17 protein-coding genes are annotated in these 19,836 nt (G+C 66.9%); 12 read left to right on the top strand and 5 right to left on the bottom strand.

Translation table 11 applies throughout. The features are described from left to right. Positions 1-236: 236 nt before the first annotated feature. The 3 genes from tkt (at position 237) to AC5P9W_RS18510 (ending at position 3,101) form a co-directional block, all read left to right on the top strand. Complete coding sequence (gene tkt / locus AC5P9W_RS18520) at positions 237-2,234, top strand: transketolase (RefSeq protein WP_058980496.1); 1,998 nt, start codon at positions 237-239, stop codon at positions 2,232-2,234. 271 nt (positions 2,235-2,505) lie between these two features. After that, entirely contained in the window at positions 2,506-2,784 is a 279-nt protein-coding gene (locus tag AC5P9W_RS18515; protein WP_010484073.1) for a type II toxin-antitoxin system RelE/ParE family toxin, read from the top strand. A gap of 11 nt (positions 2,785-2,795) precedes the next feature. Continuing rightward, positions 2,796-3,101, top strand: coding sequence for a HigA family addiction module antitoxin (locus AC5P9W_RS18510; RefSeq protein ID WP_021203687.1), 306 nt, complete (start codon positions 2,796-2,798; stop codon positions 3,099-3,101). Positions 3,102-3,187: 86 nt separating this feature from the next. Here the strand turns inward: AC5P9W_RS18510 and AC5P9W_RS18505 are convergent, their stop codons facing one another. Together AC5P9W_RS18505 and AC5P9W_RS18500 are read right to left on the bottom strand one after the other, a co-directional pair. After that, positions 3,188-5,140, bottom strand: a complete 1,953-nt coding sequence (locus tag AC5P9W_RS18505) for an acetyl-CoA hydrolase/transferase C-terminal domain-containing protein (protein WP_206621355.1) — start codon at positions 5,138-5,140, stop codon at positions 3,188-3,190. Positions 5,141-5,174: 34 nt separating this feature from the next. Beyond that, positions 5,175-5,732, bottom strand: a complete 558-nt coding sequence (locus AC5P9W_RS18500) for a flavin reductase family protein (RefSeq protein ID WP_134735193.1) — start codon at positions 5,730-5,732, stop codon at positions 5,175-5,177. A gap of 118 nt (positions 5,733-5,850) precedes the next feature. Here AC5P9W_RS18500 and AC5P9W_RS18495 point away from each other — a divergent pair, with 118 nt between their 5' ends. From AC5P9W_RS18495 to AC5P9W_RS18485, 3 genes are read left to right on the top strand one after another with little or no spacing between them, the layout of a single operon-like run. Further along, positions 5,851-6,216 (top strand): BlaI/MecI/CopY family transcriptional regulator, encoded by a 366-nt coding sequence (locus AC5P9W_RS18495; protein WP_010484077.1) that lies wholly within the window; start codon positions 5,851-5,853, stop codon positions 6,214-6,216. Then, a complete protein-coding gene (locus AC5P9W_RS18490; RefSeq protein ID WP_495219391.1) occupies positions 6,209-7,450 on the top strand; it encodes a TonB family protein in 1,242 nt (413 codons plus the stop codon). The genes AC5P9W_RS18495 and AC5P9W_RS18490 overlap by 8 nt, the downstream gene beginning before the upstream one ends. Continuing rightward, a complete protein-coding gene (locus AC5P9W_RS18485; RefSeq protein ID WP_021203683.1) occupies positions 7,447-8,010 on the top strand; it encodes a hypothetical protein in 564 nt (187 codons plus the stop codon). The genes AC5P9W_RS18490 and AC5P9W_RS18485 overlap by 4 nt, the downstream gene beginning before the upstream one ends. A gap of 57 nt (positions 8,011-8,067) precedes the next feature. On the opposite strand, the gene AC5P9W_RS18480 is transcribed toward AC5P9W_RS18485, so the two are convergent. Beyond that, the gene (locus AC5P9W_RS18480; protein ID WP_495219390.1) at positions 8,068-8,868 is read right to left on the bottom strand and encodes an MBL fold metallo-hydrolase; all 801 of its coding nucleotides are present in this window, start codon (positions 8,866-8,868) and stop codon (positions 8,068-8,070) included. Between the two features lie 11 nt (positions 8,869-8,879). After that, a complete protein-coding gene (locus AC5P9W_RS18475) occupies positions 8,880-9,698 on the bottom strand; it encodes a S1/P1 nuclease (RefSeq protein WP_308305413.1) in 819 nt (272 codons plus the stop codon). 113 nt (positions 9,699-9,811) lie between these two features. Here AC5P9W_RS18475 and AC5P9W_RS18470 point away from each other — a divergent pair, with 113 nt between their 5' ends. Beyond that, positions 9,812-10,939 carry a GGDEF domain-containing protein gene (locus AC5P9W_RS18470; RefSeq protein ID WP_111098873.1) on the top strand — a complete coding sequence of 376 codons (1,128 nt, stop codon included), beginning with the start codon at positions 9,812-9,814 and terminating at the stop codon, positions 10,937-10,939. 230 nt (positions 10,940-11,169) lie between these two features. Here the strand turns inward: AC5P9W_RS18470 and AC5P9W_RS18465 are convergent, their stop codons facing one another. Then, positions 11,170-11,799, bottom strand: coding sequence for an OmpW/AlkL family protein (locus AC5P9W_RS18465; RefSeq protein WP_005410839.1), 630 nt, complete (start codon positions 11,797-11,799; stop codon positions 11,170-11,172). A 192-nt stretch (positions 11,800-11,991) separates the two neighbouring features. On the opposite strand from AC5P9W_RS18465, the gene gap reads away from it, so the two are divergent. The 5 genes from gap to AC5P9W_RS18440 all read left to right on the top strand — a co-directional run bounded on the left by gap (position 11,992) and on the right by AC5P9W_RS18440 (position 19,650). Continuing rightward, positions 11,992-12,996 (top strand): type I glyceraldehyde-3-phosphate dehydrogenase, encoded by a 1,005-nt coding sequence (gap, locus tag AC5P9W_RS18460; protein ID WP_019660012.1) that lies wholly within the window; start codon positions 11,992-11,994, stop codon positions 12,994-12,996. A gap of 125 nt (positions 12,997-13,121) precedes the next feature. Beyond that, complete coding sequence (locus tag AC5P9W_RS18455; RefSeq protein WP_495219389.1) at positions 13,122-15,797, top strand: DUF2339 domain-containing protein; 2,676 nt, start codon at positions 13,122-13,124, stop codon at positions 15,795-15,797. Next, complete coding sequence (locus AC5P9W_RS18450; RefSeq protein WP_021203678.1) at positions 15,794-17,170, top strand: DUF3999 domain-containing protein; 1,377 nt, start codon at positions 15,794-15,796, stop codon at positions 17,168-17,170. The genes AC5P9W_RS18455 and AC5P9W_RS18450 overlap by 4 nt, the downstream gene beginning before the upstream one ends. 654 nt (positions 17,171-17,824) lie before the next feature. After that, positions 17,825-19,000 (top strand): phosphoglycerate kinase, encoded by a 1,176-nt coding sequence (locus tag AC5P9W_RS18445; RefSeq protein WP_134735187.1) that lies wholly within the window; start codon positions 17,825-17,827, stop codon positions 18,998-19,000. After that, on the top strand, positions 18,997-19,650 hold the full coding sequence (locus tag AC5P9W_RS18440) for an HAD hydrolase-like protein (protein WP_019660016.1): 654 nt from the start codon (positions 18,997-18,999) through the stop codon (positions 19,648-19,650). The genes AC5P9W_RS18445 and AC5P9W_RS18440 overlap by 4 nt, the downstream gene beginning before the upstream one ends. The last annotated feature ends 186 nt before the right edge of the window (positions 19,651-19,836 follow it).

Here is a 19,836-nt window from a genome sequence, read left to right as displayed (position 1 = left end):
GAATCGTAGGCCCCCCTTACCGGCCTCCACACCCCCGCGCCTAGGGCGCAGCCCCCGGACTCCTGGGGCTGTAGTGCCGGCCGCTGGCCGGCAACTTCATGATCTTCATTGAATTCTGCGCACTTGGCGGCCAGCGGCCGGCACGACCGGACAAGGTGAACCGACCCCCCGCCCGGCGACTATGGGACAATAGGCCGCCCGCACGTCCGCGGCCGCCTCCCGATTCCGACAGAACCATGACGCAGCCTACCCGTCGCCAGTTGGCCAACGCCATCCGCTTCCTTGCCGCCGATGCGGTTGAAACCGCAAAGTCCGGCCACCCCGGCATGCCCATGGGCATGGCCGACATCGCCGAAGTCCTCTGGAACGACTACCTCCGCCATAACCCGAGCAACCCGCACTGGTTCAACCGCGACCGTTTCGTGCTGTCCAACGGCCATGGTTCGATGCTGCAGTACGCGCTGCTGCACCTGAGCGGTTACGACCTGCCGATCGAGCAGCTCAAGTTGTTCCGCCAGCTGGGCAGCCACACCGCCGGCCACCCGGAGCGCCATGAGACCCCGGGCGTGGAAACCACCACCGGCCCGCTGGGCCAGGGTTTCGCCAACGCCGTGGGCTTCGCCCTGGCCGAGAAGCTGCTGGCACAGCGCTTCAACCGCCCGGAGCTGGAAGTGGTCGACCACCGCACCTGGGTGTTCATGGGCGATGGCTGCCTGATGGAAGGCGTGTCGCATGAAGCGGCGTCGCTGGCCGGTACCTGGGGCCTGCACAAGCTGGTCTGCTTCTGGGACAACAACCACATCTCCATCGACGGCAACGTCGAGGGCTGGTTCACCGACAACACCCCGGAGCGTTTCGAAGCCTATGGCTGGAACGTGGTCCGTGACGTCGATGGCCACGACCCGGAAAGCATCAAGGCCGGCATCGAGGCCGCGCTGTCGCAGAGCGACAAGCCGACCCTGATCTGCTGCCGCACCACCATTGGTTTTGGTTCGCCGAACAAGGCGGGCAAGGAATCCAGCCACGGCGCACCGCTGGGCAAGGACGAACTGGAAGCCACCCGCAAGCAGCTGGGCTGGGAATACGGTCCGTTCGAGATCCCGCAGGCGATCTACGACGGCTGGCGCGCCAATGGCGCCGGTACCCTGCGCCAGGCCGAGTGGGAACAGCTGTTCGACAAGTACGCCAGCCAGTACCCGGGCGAGGCCGCCGAACTGACCCGTCGTTCGCACGGCGAACTGCCGGCCGACTTCGTTGCCAAGGCCGATGCCTACATCGCCCAGGTGGCGGCTGAAGGCCCGACGATCGCCTCGCGCAAGGCCTCGCAGCTCGCCATTGAAGCCTATGCCCCGCTGCTGCCGGAAATCGTCGGCGGCTCGGCCGACCTGGCGCACTCCAACCTGACCCTGTGGAAGGGCAGCAAGTCCGTTGCCAGCGACGACGCCAACGCCAACTACGTGTACTACGGCGTGCGCGAGTTCGGCATGACCGCCATTGCCAATGGCCTGGCCCTGCACGGTGGCTTCATTCCGTTCGACGCCACCTTCCTGGTGTTCAGCGACTACGCCCGCAACGGCGTGCGCATGAGCGCGCTGATCCCGGCCCACGCCATCCACGTCTACACCCACGACTCGATCGGCCTGGGCGAAGACGGCCCGACCCACCAGCCGGTGGAGCACCTGGCTTCGCTGCGCTACATCCCGAACAACGACGTGTGGCGCCCGTGCGATGCGGTCGAGTCGGCAGTGAGCTGGAAGGCCGCGATCACCCGCCAGGACGGCCCGAGCTGCCTGGTGTTCAGCCGCCAGAACCTGCCGCACCAGCCGCGCAGCGCCGAGCAGATTGCCCAGATCGAGCGCGGCGGTTATGTGCTGGCCGATGCTGCCGGTACCCCGGACGTGATCCTGATCGCCACGGGCTCGGAAGTCTCGCTGGCCACCGAAGCCAAGGCCCAGCTGGACGCGGCCGGTATCAAGACCCGCGTGGTCTCGATGCCGTCCACCGACGTGTTCCTGCGCCAGGATGCGGCCTACCGTGAATCGGTGCTGCCAAATGCCGTGCGCAAGCGCGTGGCCGTGGAAGCCGGCGTCACCGGTTTCTGGCGCCAGTTCGTCGGCCTGGACGGTGCTGTGGTCGGTATCGACACCTTCGGTGCCTCGGCGCCGGCCGATCAGCTGTACAAGCACTTCGGCATCACCACCGCCCACGTGGTGGAAGCGGCCAAGTCGCTGTAAGCAGCATCGCAGCGTGATGCAGGAAAGGCCGGCGCACGCCGGCCTTTCTCGTTTTCCTGGGTAGATCCACGCCATGCGTGGACGAGAAAAGGGGACGGCGTGTTCCGCCCGACGGCGCCGCTGTCGCGTTGGCCTCTTCATCTGGCCTGCGTTCCTTGCGAAAAGGAGAGTCTGCCGAGACAACCTCAATAGTAAAAATGGTCAACAAGCGCGGCGCAGAAACCTATACTGGATTTGCGGAGTGTAAGGTGTGGCCTTACACTGGTGCTGCATGATCGTCAGCTTCAGGCATAAGGGCCTGAAGGCGCTCTATGAGCGGGGCGACATTTCCGGAGTCCGTGCCGATCATGTGGCTCGGTTGCGGCGTTTGCTTCTGCAGTTGGATCAAGCCCGGCTGCCTGGAGACATGGGGCTGCCCGGAAATCGCCTGCATCCCCTGCACGGAAGCTATAGCGGCTACTGGGCTGTGAATGTCTCGGCGAGTTGGCGATTGGTGTTCCGCTTTCGTGGGCTCGACGTCGAACTGGTCGATTACCTTGATTACCACTAGGAGTCTGCTCGATGCCGTTGCATGATCCGCCGCATCCAGGAGAATCGCTGCGCGAAGACATCCTGCCGGCGATCAGCATGTCCATCAGTGCGCTGGCGCAGCACCTTGGTTATTCCCGTGGACAGCTGTCGACCATCATCAACGGGCACGCCGGCATCTCTGCTGAACTCGCGTACCGTCTTGAACTTGCGGGCCTCGGCAGTGCTCGTATGTGGCTGGCGATGCAGGCGGCCTATGACCTGTGGCAGGTCGAGCATCGAGAGCATCCGCCCATTGCCCGCCTGTATCTTGAGGATGCAGTGAGGATAGAGCGGTAGATCCACGCCATGCATGGATGAAAAAGGGGACGGAGGGGATCAAGTCGTCTGTGCATGAACGACTTGATCCCCTCCGTCCCCCTTTCTCAGGCAGTGCGTGCCAGCGCCAGGCGCAGCAGTCGCGCCTCCAGGCGCTCTGCGAAATCCGTCGGGGCCTGTAGACCCATGCGCTGCAGGTACACCGCATCGCCGTCGCCGGCCGGTTGCCGCAACGCTGCCCAGACGGTACGCAGCTTGTCGCCGCGGGTCTGCGTGTTGGCCTTCAGCCAACCCAGCGCTTTCACCAGCACCTGCTCGATCTCGTTGAAGTCGCTACCCAACGGATAGTCCGGCAGGCTGCCATCGGCGCGGAACGGTGCCAGTGCCGCGGCCAATGCCTGCGGCGTATTGCGCTGCAGGCGCACCGGGTGCGGTTGCGCGGTCGCCAGCAGCTTGCACGCGGCATGTGCCTGCTGCAGCAGATCGCCCTGGAACGGGGCTTCGGTGATCGCGGTCATCGCATGCACGCAGTCCTCGTCGGTCAGTCCACGCAGGTCGGCGATGCCGTACTCGTTGAGGTAGATGTCGCGCAGGTGGCGAGGGATGGTGGTGTGCCCGTAGTTCCAGCGCACGTTGGATTCACGCTGGCCCTTGTCATCGCGCGCGGCGCGGAACATCAGCACGCTGCGCGCTTCCGGCAGCGCATGTGCCATCGCCACGAAGTTGTATTGGCCGCCCACGCCGGATACCACGCGTCCATCGTCCAGCGCGTCCGACACCGCCGCGCCCAGCGCGGTGGCCATCATGCAGGAGTTGAAGAAGCGCGCATGGCGGCGCTGCAGGCGTTCCAGCGTTTCGTTGCCGCCGTACAGCTGGTTGATCTCGCTGATGCGGCGCATGCCAATCGCGCGGCATTCGTCTTCCGGCAACGTGCGCAGCCATTCGTAGAATTCCGGCGAGCCCAGGTAGAACGCGCCGTGCAGGTACTCACCCTCGGCGGCCAGGGTGGCGTGGTCGATCGACAACGTGCTGCCGTTCTCGATGCGCTGCATCAGCGCCAGGTCGTCGTGCACCTTGCGCTTGATCACCCCGGTCTGCACCAGCCGGCGGAAGCCCTCGTTGAGCATCTCGCTGCAGCCGTACAGGCCCACCTCGAACGGATCCAGTCCGCCGATTTCCTGCACCAGCGGGTGGCTGGCCAGCTGCGGGTCCAGCGCGTGCAGTACGCGGCGGTAGCGGGCGTTGTCGGTATGGCGCAGCACCAGCGCGTGGCTGAGTGCATCGGCCAACGTGCCGATACCGATCTGCAGGGTGCCGCCGTCGCGCACCAGCGTGCTGGCGTACAGGCCAATGGCGTAGTCGGCATCGCCGACCGGCTGCCGCGGCAGCCCGAACAGCGCCGGGTACGGCGGTGGCGGGGTGATCACCAGATCGAAGAACGACACATCGACCGTGGCCGAGCCGCCCATATAGGGCAGCTGCGGATCGATCTCGGCGATCAGCAGCGGACGCGGCAGGCCACGCGCGGTCATTGCATCCAGCGTGTCCTGGGTGATGTCGTTGTTGCACGACAGGGAAAGCCGGCGGTCGTTCGGGCGCATCGCCACCTTCTGCACGATCACCTGCGGTGCGCGCTGCGCCACCGCGTCGGCGGCATGGGTGTAGTTCAGGCTGGTATAGCTGGATTGTGCCTGCCGCGACCCGAGCAGGGCGCCGGACTGCATGTAGAACTCTTCCACCTGCACATGTGCCGGCAACGCGTCGCGCGCGATCGCATCAGCATAGGCCAGGCGCGGGAAATCGTCGCCGAAATGGCGCTGCGCGAACGGCGCCAGGAAGCGCGCTTCCAGACCGTTGCCGCGCGCCTTCGGCGGGTTCAGCGACAGCGCGGTATACAGCTGCAGCGGCCGCGAAGGGTCGTGCTCGACGCGTGCGTAGAGGGCATTGAGCAGCCGGTGTGGCTTGCCCAGTGCCAGCGGTGCCCCGATCCGCAGCGGCCCGTCCACGCGCGCAAACAACCAGTCGACAGCGGCGTCCAGGTCGGTGAGGTGTTCGGTCATGCGGGGCGGTCCTGCGTGTGGGGGAGTGCGGGCATTACAGCATGTCGGGCTTGAACCGCCGTCGACGCGACACTTCGGTGCCGGACACCATGAACTGCCCATCGCCGCGGTAATGCACCGTGCGCGGCAGCTTCGGCCGGGGCGCGACGTGGGCGCGCACGATTTCCCAGATGAACAGGTTGCTCGATGCCACCTGGCTGTCGTCGTACAACCGGCATTCGAAGTTCGAGTGGCATTGCCCGACCAGTGGTGCGCCGACCTCGCGTGCGGGCAGCGCGTCGAGCCCGAACCGGGCGAACTTGTCGACCTCGCGGCCGCTGCAGTTGCCGATGTCGACCACGGTATCGAGCAGCTCCACGCCGGGTACGTTGATCACGCACTCGCCACTGCTGACGGCCAGTGCATGGCTGTGGTTCTCATTCCACAGGTAGGTGGCGACCAGCGACGGCGAAAAGCCCATCACCATGTGCCAGCCCATCGTCATCAGGTTGCGCTGGCCCTGCCACGCGGTACTGACCAGCACGATCGGGCCGGGTTCGAGGAAGCGGCGCGCCTGCTCGACCGGGAAATCCTTCTTGGGCAGCGCTTTCATCCGGGGCCTGGGGCGGGAGGAATCGATGCTGGCGCAGCCGGGATGAACCCGGAGTCGAGGGGCTTGACAGATGATTCGATTACGCGCGTAATCGATCTGTCGATTACGGATGTAAACCATGACCCCGATCAGCGAAGCCGAAGCCGTTGTGATGGAGGTGCTGTGGCAGCAGGCACCACGGAGTGCCGATGACGTGGTGGCCGCGCTGGCCCATCGCGACTGGGCCGAGCCGACCATCAAGACCCTGCTCAACCGCCTGCTGACCAAGGGCGCGATCGCCGCCGAGCGCGATGGACGGCGTTACCTGTACCGGCCGCTGCTGCAGCGCCAGGCTTGGGTGGAGGCGCAGAGCCAGGACTTCATCGGGCGTGTCTTCGAGGGGCGCGTGGCGCCGCTGGTCGCGCACTTCAGCGAACGTGGCCAGTTGAGCGCACAGGACATCGCCGAACTGAAGAAGCTGATCCAGGAGCTGGACCATGACTGAGCTGCTCGACGGACTGTGGCAGGCCAGCCTGTGGCTGGCGGTGGGCGTGATCCTGCTGGCAGTAATGCGACCGCTGCTGGTGCGGATGGGCGGTGCGGGGCTGGCCTACCGCAGCTGGTGGCTGCTGCCGATGCTGCTGGTGGCGCTGATGCTGCCGTTGCCGCAGGTTGCGCTGTTGCAGCAGGTGCCCACGCTGCCGCTGAAAGTGACGCCCGGTGCCATCGATGCTCTGAACGGGCCGTCGTTGCCATGGGCAGGGCTGTTGTTCGCGCTGTGGGCGCTGGGCGCGGGCATCTGCCTGCTGCGCGACCTGCGCGCACAACTCCGTTTCGAACGGCGGATGGGTCCACTGACGCCGCGCACCGATGGCAGCTGGCAGGCCAGCGGCGATCCCGGCCTGCCCGCGCTGGTGGGCCTGTGGCGACCGCGCATCGTGGTCGGCCCGGCATTCGACCAGCAGTTCACCGCACAGGAGCAGAACCTGATCCTGCAGCACGAGCGCAACCACCGTCGCAACGGCGATCACTGGGCCAACGGCGCGCTGCTGCTGGCGCGCGTGGTGTTCTGGTTCCACCCGCTGCTGCCATGGGCCGCACGCCGCTTCCTGCGCGATCAGGAACTGGCCTGCGATGCCCGCACCATCGGTCCGCAGCCTGCGCTGCGCGGCCTGTATGCCAGCACGCTGCTGAAGGCGCAGTTGGTCCACCCGGTTGCGCCCGCGGTTTGCCATTGGCGCAGCCAACCCGTGTTGAAGGAGCGTATCGCCATGTTGAAGCAGTCCAAGCGGAAGGCATTGCCGTGGGTGTCCGGGCAGGTGCTGGTGGTCGGGTTGTGTGTGGGCATGGGGGCGGTGGCATGGGCCAGCCAGGGCGGTGCGGCCGGTGGCACCCGGATCGGTGTCGAGCCGTTCGAACATGCGCAGGACGATGCGGCCAAGGCGGGGTTGGACCGGCCGATCCAAGTGGACAAGATGCCGCCGCCGTCCTATCCGAAGTCCGCCGTCGAGCAACGCCAGGTAGGCGTGGTCAATCTGCGCATCGAAGTGGATGCACAGGGCCATCCGACCGATGTGCGGGTACTCAGTGCGACCAATCCGGGCGTGTTCGATGCGGTGTCGATCGCTGCGGCACGCAGCTGGACCTATCGTCCCGCGGTGAAGAACGGCAAGCCGGTGGCCGGTGCCGTACGCATTCCGATCACCTACGCCATGGATGACACCGAGGACGCGAAGTGAAGTCCGCGCCGCTGTTGATGATGGCAGCGCTGCTGGTGGGGTGTGCAACCCAGGATCGCCTGACCACCGTCGATACCCGCAGCGAGAATGTCGGTCACCAGCGCCTGCAGCCGCAGGCGGGCGGCGGCAGTGGGCAGCTGCAGGTGTATTCGCTGGGTGCGACCGAGGGCTACCGGATGCCGCAACTGTACGCGGCACCGGACCCGGAGGTCGGGGATAGCGACCCGCGCGCGGAACTGGCGCCGACCACCATCTGCCTGCAGGTGGTGGTTGATGCCAACGGCGACGTCGAGCGCAGCCTGCCATTGACCGATCGCCCGGAGTGCGCGGCAGGGGCTGCACGCGAGAACGCGCCCCTGCTGCAGGCTGCGCAGGAAGCCGTGGCGATGTGGAAGTACTCGTCCGCAGCGGTCTGCCACTTCGCGGCCGGCAAGGTGCCTGCCGACCGCGGCGACTGCCGCGGCGCCGAGCGCGTCGAGCCGGTAGCGGTCACCCTGCAGTACGCCTTCACGTTCGAGATCGTGAAGGGACAGCACGTGGTGCGCACGCAGGGAAAATGACTGCTCGCGATGACCAGGATAGCGCCGGTCCACACCCGGCGGGCGCAGTGGCGTGGATCAGGCCCCGCCCTGGATGTTGGCCTTCACCGCCGGCTGCATCAGCGCCGGCTCGGCCAGCGTGGCATCGCGGGCCTGGCGCACGCTGACGAACTCCGCCTCGGCCACGCCGTCGTGCACGTGGATATTGTGCGCGCGCTGTTCGCCGATGGTGGTCTCGTTGGCGAACCCGCGGCCACCCGGGCCGTAGTCGTGGCAGACGAATACGCGCGTCGCATCGGGCAGGGCCAGCAGACGCTGGATCGAGCGGTACAACTGCGCGGCATCGCCGCCCGGGAAATCGCAGCGGGCGGTGCCGCCATCGGGCATGAACAGCGAGTCGCCGGTGAACAGCGCATCGCCGATCAGATAGGCGATGCTGTCGCTGGTGTGGCCGGGCACGGCGATGACCTGACAGCGCAGTTCGCCCAGAGCGAAGGTCTCGCCATCGCTGAACAGGCGATCGAAGATCTCATCGGCGGCCGGAAGCTGCAGGCCGTAGCGCGGCGCAAAAGTGGCCTGCACCGCACGGATGCCTTCGCCGATGCCCAGCGTGGCCTGCGGAAAGCGGTGCTTGAGCCGGCGCCCTGCCGACACATGATCGGCGTGGGCATGCGTCTCCAGCAGCCAGCGCAGCTGCAGGCCTTGTTGTTCGATGGCATTCAGCACGTCGCGCAGCGGTGCTTCGCTGCTGGCGTCGGTATCCGGGTCGTAGTCCAGTACCGGGTCGATCAGCGCTGCCTCGCCACTTGCCGGGTCGCTGACCAGATAGCTGAAGGTGTTGCTGTCACGGTGGAAGAACGACTGCACCTGGACCGACATTGGAACGCTCCTCAGCGCGTGCCGAGCACGCGGTTCAGCAACTGCGCCAGGTTCTCGCCGGCCAGTCGCAGCTGCGCTTCGGCCAGCGGCCGGTAGCGCTCGGTGTATTCATCACCGATCTTACGCGTGGCCGGATAAACGCCAGCTTGCATGGAAATGCGGCAGCTGGCCTCGGCCCAGGCCTGCGGGTCGCGCTGCGGGTTGGACTGGCGTGCCAGCTTCGGCGCGCGCTGGCTCTGCAGCAGCGGCAGGTAGCCGGCATCGTCCAGCTTGCGGGTGTTGAGCATGCCGCTGTCCCACAGCGAGTGCAGGTTCGTACCGCGGTTGCCGAACTGCAGCTGGAAATCGTTGCCGCCCTTGTCATGGGCGTAGCCGGCGTGCATCGGCTGGTGGATGTCACCCACCAGGTGCACGACGAACTTCAGCGCCTGCAGGCGCTCGCCGTCGGTCAGGCTGCGGTCGCCGAGGATGGCACTCTGTGCTTTCAGTGCCTCGACAATGCAGTTGCCGCTTTTGCAGTGCTTCGGTGCTTCGTAGTGGCAGTTGTCTTCGGCGATGTTGACGTAGTGCCAACCGGCCGAGCGACGGCCCAGGCCGGGGTCCTTGGCGCGCAGCTGATCGGCCCAGGGCGCGATGCTGGCCAGGGTGGCGTCTGGCTCGGTGGCCAGCAGACGGTCCACTTCGGCGCGGGCGGTGGGGGTGAGGCGGGCGTCGGCGACTTCGGCGACAAGGCGGTGGCCTTGCGCACCCCAGGCATGGGCCGGGGCGGAAGCGGACAGCAGGGCCGGCGCCAAGGCGGCGGCGAGGAACAGGGAGTGCAGGGCTTTCATGCGCACATTCTAGCGGGCCTCGGCAGGCCCGGGCTTGATCACGCCCGGTGTTCGCCACGCGGCCTTGATGCGGCGGCCGCTAGGGTGGCCCGTGCACATGCGGGGAGGGGCCGATGGCGATCACGGACAGGCGCATCATGGCCGGGCATCCCGATGACGACGGGTTCGCTGCCGCGTTCGATGCCCAGGTGGTCTGGCGCATGCGCTGGGCCTGCGCCGTGGCCGGGGCGTTCTCGCTGGGCTTTGCCGTGCTCGATACCTACTGGTTGCCGCCGGACGTGCACGCGCCGGTGCTGCGCTGGCGGCTGGGCGTTCTGCTGCCGGCACTGCTGCTCGGCGTCGCGCTGACCTTCGTGCCGGTGCTGCGGCGCCACCTGCAGTGGCTGGGCGGCAGCGTCGTGCTGGTCAGCGGGCTGGCGCTGGTGACCATGATCTGGACCGCGCACCGTGCCGGCGTGGACTACCCCTACGAAGGCATCAGCCTGTTCCTGTTGTTGAACTACTTTCTGTGCGGGCTGCGCTTCGGGGTAGCGACGCTGACCGGAACCCTGATCGCGCTGGCCTTCGTGCTGGCCGAGCTGCAGGTGGGCCGGCACTGGGCGCAGATGCTGCAGAGCGTGATGTTCGTGCTGGCCAGCAACCTGGCCGGCATTGTCGGCAGCTACATCTCCGAACGGCAGGCGCGTGCAACGTGGCGGGCCGAGCAACGCCTGGATGCATTGGCCAACCACGATGGGCTGACCGGCCTGCTGAACCGGCGCGCCTTCGATCGCCAGGCCAACCAGATCTTCCAGCGCTATCTGCGTACACCGCATGCGCGTGGCGCACTGCGCATCGCCATGATCGATATCGACTACTTCAAGCGCTACAACGACCACCACGGCCATCCCGCCGGTGACACCGTGCTGCATGCGGTGGCGACGACCCTGGCTGCTCAGCTGCGTGGTAGCGACTCGGTGGTGGCACGCTACGGCGGCGAAGAGTTCGTGGCGCTGGGGCACTGGGCGCCGGGACAACCGGAATCAGCGCCGTTCGAGCAGCTTCGGCAACAGGTGCAGGCGCTGGCGATCGCACATGCCGATTCGGATGCGGCCCCGGTGGTGAGCGTGAGCATCGGTGTGGCACGCTGGCATGATGATGGTGGCGATACGCTGGAACAGGCATTGGCGCGGGCCGATGCAGCGCTGTACCGCGCCAAGGAAGGCGGCCGCAACCGGGTGGAAGTGGCGCCGGATCAATAATCGACTGAAAGGCGGCCCGTTCATGCTTCTGTAGAGCCGAGCCATGCTCAGCTGATCTTCTTCGGGTACCTGCGCGCTCCGCGCGATAGCCGAGCATGGCTCGGCTCTACAGAAGAGCGCGCCTCTGCATGCTTTCCAAAAAAAAGCCCCGGCAAAGACCGGGGCAACATGCTGCGAGGGTTTTGCGTTCAGCGGGGGAGCGGGGGGAAGCCCCCGCGCCCGGCACACGCTTAGAACTTGAAGACGTACGACGCGCCGTAGACCAGCGGATCGATGTTGACTGTGCCGATCTTCTCGCCGTTCAACTTCACCTTGCTGTCGATGTCGATCCAGCGCATGTCCACGCGCAGGGCGCCCTTCTCGCCGATCGCGAAGTCGATGCCGGCATGCGCGGCCAGGCCCCACGAATCCTGCAGCTTCAGCTTGCTGCCGGCCAATGCGCCGGTGGTGTCTTCGCTGAAGAAGGTCGTGTAGTTCACGCCGGCGCCGACGAACGGCGAGACCTTGCCCTTGCTGTTGAAGTGGTACTGCAGGGTCACCACCGGCGGCAGCTGCTTGGTGCTGCCCACGCGGCCCAGGCCGTTGATGTTGATGTCGTGCTTGAACGGCAGCGCGGCCAGCACTTCGATGCCCAGGTTGTCGGCGATGAAGTACTCGCCGGTGATGGTCGGCTTGACGTCGTTGTCGACGTCGACCTTCAGGGTGTGGCCGGCCAGCCAGCCGTTGTTCGACTTCGGCGCCACCTGGTGGACGCCGGCCGAGACGGTCCAGTCACCCTTGGACTGGGCCATGGCCGGGGCGGCGGCGAGGGACAGGGCAGCGGCCAGGCCGGCCAGGATCAGGGGGGAGGTCTTGCGCATGGGGGTGATCTCGTTGCTGGGTGGATGGCGGCAGTCTCGGCCTCACGCCGCGCTAACGCTTTGATCCGGATCAAATCCTGTCCGCCCGCCCTCTGGCGCGGGGGCTGGCCCACGGTGGCCAGCCCCGGTTTGCTAGACTTGTGGGCCCTATCCATCCCGCCGCACCCGTCGCGGCCGCAGGAGCTTGAGAACATGGCAATCAAGGTTGGTATCAACGGTTTCGGTCGCATCGGGCGTAACGTCCTGCGCTCGGCGGTGCTGAACTTCGGCGACGACATCGAAATCGTGGCCATCAACGATCTGCTGGAGCCGGATTACCTGGCGTACATGCTCAAGTACGACTCCGTGCACGGCCGCTTCAAGGCCGACGTGGCCGTGCAGGGCAACGACCTGCTGGTGAACGGCAAGAAGATCCGCCTGACCCAGGAACGCGACCCGGCCAACCTGAAGTGGGACGAAGTCGGCGCCGACGTGGTGCTGGAAGCCACCGGCCTGTTCCTGACCAAGGAAACCGCGCAGAAGCACATCGATGCCGGCGCGAAGAAGGTCATCATGTCGGCCCCGTCGAAGGACGACACGCCGATGTTCGTGTTCGGCGTGAACGACAAGACCTACGCCGGCCAGGCCATCATTTCCAACGCGTCGTGCACCACCAACTGCCTGGCCCCGCTGGCCAAGGTCATCAACGACAAGTGGGGCATCAAGCGTGGCCTGATGACCACGGTGCATGCGGCCACCGCCACCCAGAAGACCGTCGATGGCCCGTCCAACAAGGACTGGCGCGGCGGCCGTGGCATCCTGGAAAACATCATTCCGTCGTCCACCGGTGCGGCAAAGGCCGTCGGCGTGGTCATTCCGGAACTGAACAAGAAGCTGACCGGCATGAGCTTCCGCGTCCCGACCTCCGACGTGTCGGTGGTCGACCTGACCGTCGAGCTGGAAAAGGAAGCCACCTACGCCGAGATCTGCGCTGAAGTGAAGGCACAGAGCGAAGGCGCGCTGAAGGGCATCCTGGGCTACACCGAAGACAAGGTGGTGGCCACCGATTTCGTCGGTGAAACCCACACCTCGGTGTTCGACGCAGACGCCGGCATCGCCCTGGACGGCACCTTCGTCAAGCTCGTGTCGTGGTACGACAACGAGTGGGGCTATTCCAACAAGTGCCTGGAAATGGCCAAGGTTGTCGCCGCCAAGTAAGGCCGGCGAAGATCGCACGCGGACCCCGGCCTGGCCGGGGTTCGTCGTTTATGGGGCCGGCCCTGTCGTAGCATGGCCCGGTCGACCGCTGCCGCTGGGGCGCGGGATTGCAATGGAAGCATGCAATGGAAGCATTGATAGCCCTGGTGGTACTGGTTCTGCTGGCCATCCCGCTGCTGCTGGTGGTGGCGCTGGTGATGATTGCTGGCCTGCGCCGCCGTGTGGCCGCGCTGGAAGCCGCCATGGCTGCCGCGCCGGCCGCCCGGCCGGTTGCAGCCGAGCCTGCGCCGGAACGGTCTGCGCCCCTGCCTGTGGCCGGCGCCGATCCGCCGTTCCTGCGGCCGGTGGCGGCTGCCGCACCGCCTCCGCCCCAGCCAACGCCACCGCCGGTGCGCGAAGCGGTGTCTGCGGCAGTGGAGGCGCCGCGCCCGGTCGCACCACCGCCGGTGCCACCCGCGCCGGTGCAGCCGCCGTTGCCCCCCGAACCGGCACTGCCCAACTTCATCGAGCGCGGCATCGGCGCGGTCAAGCGCTGGTTCACCGAGGGCAACGTGCCGGTCAAGATCGGCATGCTGGTGCTGCTGGCCGGTGTTGCCGCGCTGTTGAAGTACGTCAGCGACCAGGGCTGGCTGGTGCTGCCGATCGAGCTGCGCCTGGCCGGTGTCACCGTGGGTGCGCTGGGCCTGTTGGCGTTCGGCTGGCACCAGCGCGAGCGCCGGCGCCTGTTCGCACTGGCACTGCAGGGCGGTGCCATCGGCGTGTTGCTGCTGACCATCTTCGCCGCCTTCAAACGGTTCGAGCTGCTCAACCCCGGGTTTGCCTTCGCCAGTTCGATCGCGCTGGTGGCCGGCCTGTGCGTGCTGGCGGTGGTGCAGAACTCGCGCACGTTGGCGGTGCTGGGCATCCTCGCCGGCTTCATGGCACCGCTGTGGCTGTCCACCGGCAGTGGCAACCACGTGGGGCTGTTCAGCTACTACGCGGTGCTCAATGCTGGCATCTTCGCCATCGCCTGGTTCCGTCCGTGGCGTGCGCTGAACCTGCTTGGCTTCGCTTTTACCTTCGGCATCGGTACGTTCTGGGGCGTGTTGCAGTACGCGCCGGACAAGTTCAGCAGCACCGAGCCGTTCCTGCTGCTGTTCTTCGCCTTCTACCTGTTGATCCCGCTGCTGTACGCGCGCCGGCAGCCCGCCGGGCGACGTGACCTGGTCGACGGCAGCCTGGTGTTCGGCACGCCCCTGGTTGCCTTCTCGATGCAGGCGGGCATGCTGCACGAGCAGCCGATGACGCTGGCGCTGTGCGCGCTGGGCCTGGCGGCGATCTACGCCGTACTGGCGCGGGCACTGATCGCGCGCGCGTCTTACACCGTGCTGGCGCAGTCGCATGCGGTGCTGGCGGTGGGCTTCGCCACGCTGGCGGTGCCGCTGGCATTGTCTGCGCGTGCCACCGGCGCGGTGTTCGCGCTGGAAGGTGCGGGCCTGGCCTGGCTGGGCCTGCGCCAGAAACGCTGGCTGCCGCAGGTGTCCGGCGCGTTGCTGCAGATCGGTGCTGCATTCGCCTTTGTGGCCGGCGCCGACCACTGGCTCGAAGACGCACGCTTCCTGCTCAACCCGACCGCCATCGGCGCGTTGCTGCTGGCCATTGCCGGCTTCGCGTCGGCGTGGAGTTACCAGCGCAGGGAGCGCCATGAGATCGCACTGGTCTACTACCTGTGGGGCCTGCTGTGGTGGCTGGGCGGTCTGGTGCACGAGATCTTCCGCTTCTTCCCGCACCGCACGCAGGCCGATGCGCTGCTTGTGCTGGTCGCTGCCACGGCCTGGCTGGCGGCTGAAATGCAGCGCCGCCAGCCGGCACGCGCGCTGGGCGTAACCGCCCTGGCGATGCTGGCCCTGGGCTTCCCGCTGGCGCTGATGCAGAGCGATGCGCACCAGCAGCCGTTCGCCGGCTATGGCGCACTGGCCTGGGCGGTGTTCGCGGCGCTGGGCGTACGTACGTTGCTGTGCCTGCGCCAGGGCGGCAACACCGTGGCACGCATCGCGCAGTTCCTGTGGTGGCTGCTGTGGCCGTCGCTGCTTTCGTTGCTGGCCCTGTGGGGCGGTGGCGAGGCCGGGCTGGCACAGGGCTGGACGCTGCTGTTGTTCACGCTGCCGTGGCTGCTGATGGCGGCGCTGTCGTTGTGGCGCTGGGACGCACTGCGGTGGCCCCTGGGGGCTGCCTTCGACAGCGTGCGCCTACCGTTGCAGTGCGTGCTGTTCGGCCTGCTGTCCGCAGGCTGGCTGTTCGGCCAGTTGCTGCCGGGTGACGCAGCGCCGCTGCCGTGGCTGCCGGTGTTGAACCCGGCCGAGCTGGGGCAGTGGTTGAGCCTGGTGCTGCTGGCGCGGTGGCTGTACCGCGGGCAGGCGCCGCAGGCACTGGTGAAGATCCGGCTGCCGCTGTTGGCATTGGCCATCTTCGTCGCGCTGACCAGCCTGGTGCTGCATGGCGTGCATCAGTGGGGCGGCCTGTCGTGGAGTTCGTCGATGTTGCGTTCCAGCCTGGCGCAGACCAGCCTGACCGTGCTGTGGAGCGTGCTCGGCGTGATCGCCTGGGTCTGGGGTTCGCGCCGTGGCCAGCGCGTGTTGTGGATGGTGGGAGCGGTGCTGATGGGCGTGGTGTTGGCCAAGCTGGTGCTTGTCGATCGCCAGCACCTGGGCAACCTGCTGGGCATCGCATCGTTCATCGCCTACGGCCTGCTGTGCACGGTCGTGGGTTATCTGGCACCGGCACCGCCCAGCGCGGCGCCGACCGTGGAGGAAAAACAATGAAGACGTGGAGCAGGGCGCTGCTGCCGGCGATGTTCGGCATGCTGGCCGCCATCACCGCACAGGCTGCCGATTACCGTACCCAGTACGCCGAACAGTGGCCGCTGACGTTGTCCAGCGCACAATCGGGTGCCTACCGTGTCGTGCTGGAACCGGCGATCTACCGTCGCTCCGGTAGCGCAGACCTGGGTGACGTGCAGGTGTTCAATGCCGCCGGCCAATCGTTGCCGTCGGCATTGCTCGCGCCGGACCAGCCGCTGGCACAACCGCCGGTGCAGCGGGAACTGCCGTGGTTCGCGTTGCCGCCGCTGGCCGAAGCACAGCGTAACGACCTGCAGTTGCTGACCGAGCGCGATACCGATGGCCGTGTCCGTCGCGTGGAAGCACGTGTGACTGGCGGTGCAAGGGCCAACGGGCAGGGCGGCTGGCTGATCGACGCCAGTGTGCTGGGCCAGCAGCCGCTGGCGGCGCTGGTACTGGATTGGGCCGACAGTGGCCAGCCGTTGCAGGCTCAGGTGCAGCTGGACGTCAGCGACGACCTGCAGCATTGGCGTGCACTTGGCCGCGACATTCCGCTGGTGGACCTGCAGCGCGCCGGCAAGCGCCTGCTGCAGCGCCGCCTGCAGGTGGATGGGGAAGCGCGCTATCTGCGCGTGCTGGCGCAGGGCGATGCCCGTCTGCCAACGTTGCGCAGCGTACTGGCCGAGCTGCCGCCGGCACCGGCCACACTGCCATGGGAGTGGTTGTCGCTGGCACCGACCTCGAAGGGCAAGGGCGAGTACACCTTCGAGATGGATGGCCGCTTCCCGGCGGCGCGTGCCGACGTGGCCAGCACTGACAACAGCCTGGTGCAGTGGACTTTGTTCAGCCGCGATGACGAGAGCGCGGAGTGGCAGCGGCGCAGTGCGCCGTGGATTGCCTATCAGCTGCAGCAGGGCGCGCAGGGCCAACGGCAGCAATCGGCCGCGCAACCGCTGGGCGGCGTGCACCGCGATCGTTACTGGAAGCTGGTGGCGAACCCCGCCGAAACGGCAACCGCACCCACCCTGCGCCTGGGTTATCAACCCGAAGTGCTGGTGTTCCTGAGCCAGGGTGCAGCGCCATATGCACTGGCAGTGGGCAGCGCGACCGCGCGCCGCATGGAAGCGCCGATCGGCGTGCTGATTGAAGAGCTGCGCCAGCGTAATGATCCGTCGTGGCAGCCGACGCTGGCGCGCCTGGAAGGCAGTCCGGAACCGCTGGCCGGCGATGCGGCGCTGAAGCCGCCGCACGATTGGAAGGCGTGGTTGCTGTGGGCGCTGCTGGGGCTGGGTGTGTTGGTTGTTGGCGGCCTGGCGGTCAGCCTGCTTCGGCAGAAGCCGGCGCCTTCGGCGTAGGTTCCGGCGAACGGCGCAGCCCCTCGTGGGTGGGGTTGGTCGTGCAAAGCAAAAGCAAAAGCCGCGCTTGGCCGGGCGGGGTGGGTTCGTGGGGGACGCCGCAAGTACGTCCTTGTAGGCTTGGCAGCGGCATCCATGCGGCTGACACCCCGTGAACCCACCCCGCCCGGCCTCTGACAGTTTCCGGTTGCGTCCACCCACGGAAGAGAAAAAAGAAGAGCAAAAGCAAAGCAGCTTCGCTGGGCGCTTCTTGTAGAGCCGAGCCCACGCTCGGCTGCTGCTCGCGGTAGACCCAGCCGAGCATGGGCTCGGCTCTACATTAGTTTCTCCGACATCAGAAACCGCTCTTGCCTTTGCCATCCGCTCCGTCACATGAACCTGTCGAGGCCGGGGCGGTGTGGGTTGGCAGGGTGTCAGCCGCATGGATGCGGCTGCCAAGCCTCCATGGACGGATTCACGGCGCCCCCTGCCAGCCCACACCGCCCCGGCCCACCCCCAGCATCATGAAGCGTCAGCGCTTTGGCAGTTGCTGTTGCCGTTGCCGTTGCCGTGCGCCTCTGCCTGCCGCAGGCATCGACCCTCCCACCACCCGCACCCGATACAATGGCCGTCTGCCGTACCCCGGCATCCCGTCCCTGAGCCAAAGAGTTGCCCATGTCCATCGTCCGCATGACCGACCTCGACCTCTCCGGCAAGCGCGTGCTGATCCGCCAGGATCTGAACGTGCCGATCGAGAATGGCCGCATCACTTCCGAACAGCGCATCACCGCTTCGCTGCCGACGCTCAAGCGTGCGCTGGAGCAGGGCGCGGCGGTGATGGTCACCTCGCATCTGGGGCGCCCGAAAGAAGGCGTGTGGAGCGAAGCCGATTCTCTGGCGCCGGTGGCCCAGCGCCTGTCCGAACTGCTCGGCCGCGAGGTTCCGCTGGTGCGTGACTGGGTCGACGGCGTCGAGGTGCAGCCGGGCCAGCTGGTGCTGCTGGAAAATTGCCGCATGAACGTCGGCGAGGGCAAGGACGATGAAGCCCTGTCGAAGAAGTACGCGGCGCTATGCGATGTGTTCGTGATGGATGCCTTCGGCACCGCGCACCGTGCGCAGGCCTCCACCCATGGTGTCATCCGCTTCGCACCGGTCGCGGCCGGTGGCCCGCTGCTGATGGCCGAGCTGGACGCGCTGGCGCAGGCGCTGGATGCACCGGCCAAGCCGTTGCTTGCCATCGTCGCCGGCAGCAAGGTCAGCACCAAGCTGGAACTGCTGGCCAACCTGGTCGGCAAGGTCGATCAGCTGATCGTGGGTGGCGGCATCGCCAATACTTTCATTGCTGCCGCTGGCCATAACGTCGGCAAGTCGCTGTATGAACCGGACCTGCTGGACACGGCGAAGAAGATCGTGGCCGATGCGAAGGCGCGTGGCGCCGACATTCCGCTGCCGGTGGACGTGGTCACCGCCAAGCAGTTCCTGCCCGACGCTGCCGCGGAAGTGAAGGCGGTCGATGCCGTTGCCGAAGACGACCTGATCCTGGACATCGGCCCGCAGACCGCCGCGCAGTACGCGCAGCTGATCGAGAAGGCCGGCACCGTGGTCTGGAACGGCCCGGTCGGCGTGTTCGAGTTCGAAGCCTTCAGCAAGGGCACCGAAGCGCTGGCCCGCGCCATCGCCAGCTCGCCGGCATTCTCCATCGCCGGTGGCGGCGACACCCTGGCCGCGGTCGACAAGTTCGATATCGCCCAGCAGGTCAGCTACATCTCCACCGGCGGCGGTGCGTTCCTGGAGTTCCTGGAAGGCAAGACTCTGCCTGCAGTGGCCGCACTCGACGCGCGCGGCGCATGAGTGGCGAGCGCGGCAAGGATGTGCTGTTCTTCGACCTGGACGGCACGCTGATCGATTCGCAGGTGGGCATCACCGCCTGCATCGCCTATGCGCTGCAGAAGATGGAGTACCCGGTGCCGCCGCAGGACACCCTGCGGGGCTGGATCGGTCCGTCGCTGCGTACCACCTTCATGCCGCTGTTCGGTGAACCGGCGCGGGTGGAACAGGCAGTGGGCTACTACCGGGAGCGCTTCGATGTCGAAGGCTGGCGCGAGCACACGGTGTACCCGCAGGTGGAGGACACCCTGCGCACGTTGCATGGTCGCGGCCACCGCCTGGCGGTGGTCACGGCCAAGAACGAGCCGCATGCGCGCCGCATCCTTGCCCACCTGCCGTTCGGCGGGCTGTTCGAGGAGATCGTCGGTTCGACCCTGGACGGCTCGCGCAGCCACAAGCCGGAACTGGTCGGCGAGGCGTTGCGTCGGCTGCAGGTGCAGCCTGCGCAGTGCTGGATGATCGGCGACCGCCGCATGGACATCGAAGGCGCGCGCCACCACGGCCTGCGCAGTGTGGGCGTGCTGTGGGGCTTTGGCGGTGAGGCCGAACTGACCGAAGCCGGCGCGGGTCAGCTGGCCCGTGAGCCGGCGCAGCTGACGACGCTGTTGGCCTAGGCTCCTGTAGAGCCAAGCCCATGCTCGGCTGCTTCGGCCTATGCCCAGCCGAGCATGGGCTTGTATGTTCCTCCCGGCTCCTACGCGGTATGTAGGAGCCAGGGTGGAGGGACCGTCAACATGATATCTGCGGATAGCAGCCGACAGACGAGCCGAGCGATCCCCATCCCGCACCTTAACGTCGAT

Source organism: Stenotrophomonas sp. YJH_SMC_33 (genome assembly GCF_059372295.1).
Note: the sequence above shows the minus strand (reverse complement) of the source record. Positions and strands in the feature narration are given on the sequence as shown.

What these genes read in the sequence shown, in the direction of transcription:
- tkt (WP_058980496.1), top strand. Translation starts at nt 237, where the DNA reads ATGACGCAGCCTACCCGTCGCCAGTTGGCCAACGCCATCCGCTTCCTT.
- AC5P9W_RS18515 (WP_010484073.1), top strand. Translation starts at nt 2,506, where the DNA reads ATGATCGTCAGCTTCAGGCATAAGGGCCTGAAGGCGCTCTATGAGCGG.
- AC5P9W_RS18510 (WP_021203687.1), top strand. Translation starts at nt 2,796, where the DNA reads ATGCCGTTGCATGATCCGCCGCATCCAGGAGAATCGCTGCGCGAAGAC.
- AC5P9W_RS18505 (WP_206621355.1), bottom strand. Translation starts at nt 5,140, where the DNA reads ATGACCGAACACCTCACCGACCTGGACGCCGCTGTCGACTGGTTGTTT.
- AC5P9W_RS18500 (WP_134735193.1), bottom strand. Translation starts at nt 5,732, where the DNA reads ATGAAAGCGCTGCCCAAGAAGGATTTCCCGGTCGAGCAGGCGCGCCGC.
- AC5P9W_RS18495 (WP_010484077.1), top strand. Translation starts at nt 5,851, where the DNA reads ATGACCCCGATCAGCGAAGCCGAAGCCGTTGTGATGGAGGTGCTGTGG.
- AC5P9W_RS18490 (WP_495219391.1), top strand. Translation starts at nt 6,209, where the DNA reads ATGACTGAGCTGCTCGACGGACTGTGGCAGGCCAGCCTGTGGCTGGCG.
- AC5P9W_RS18480 (WP_495219390.1), bottom strand. Translation starts at nt 8,868, where the DNA reads ATGTCGGTCCAGGTGCAGTCGTTCTTCCACCGTGACAGCAACACCTTC.
- AC5P9W_RS18475 (WP_308305413.1), bottom strand. Translation starts at nt 9,698, where the DNA reads ATGAAAGCCCTGCACTCCCTGTTCCTCGCCGCCGCCTTGGCGCCGGCC.
- AC5P9W_RS18470 (WP_111098873.1), top strand. Translation starts at nt 9,812, where the DNA reads ATGGCGATCACGGACAGGCGCATCATGGCCGGGCATCCCGATGACGAC.
- AC5P9W_RS18465 (WP_005410839.1), bottom strand. Translation starts at nt 11,799, where the DNA reads ATGCGCAAGACCTCCCCCCTGATCCTGGCCGGCCTGGCCGCTGCCCTG.
- gap (WP_019660012.1), top strand. Translation starts at nt 11,992, where the DNA reads ATGGCAATCAAGGTTGGTATCAACGGTTTCGGTCGCATCGGGCGTAAC.
- AC5P9W_RS18455 (WP_495219389.1), top strand. Translation starts at nt 13,122, where the DNA reads ATGGAAGCATTGATAGCCCTGGTGGTACTGGTTCTGCTGGCCATCCCG.
- AC5P9W_RS18450 (WP_021203678.1), top strand. Translation starts at nt 15,794, where the DNA reads ATGAAGACGTGGAGCAGGGCGCTGCTGCCGGCGATGTTCGGCATGCTG.
- AC5P9W_RS18445 (WP_134735187.1), top strand. Translation starts at nt 17,825, where the DNA reads ATGTCCATCGTCCGCATGACCGACCTCGACCTCTCCGGCAAGCGCGTG.
- AC5P9W_RS18440 (WP_019660016.1), top strand. Translation starts at nt 18,997, where the DNA reads ATGAGTGGCGAGCGCGGCAAGGATGTGCTGTTCTTCGACCTGGACGGC.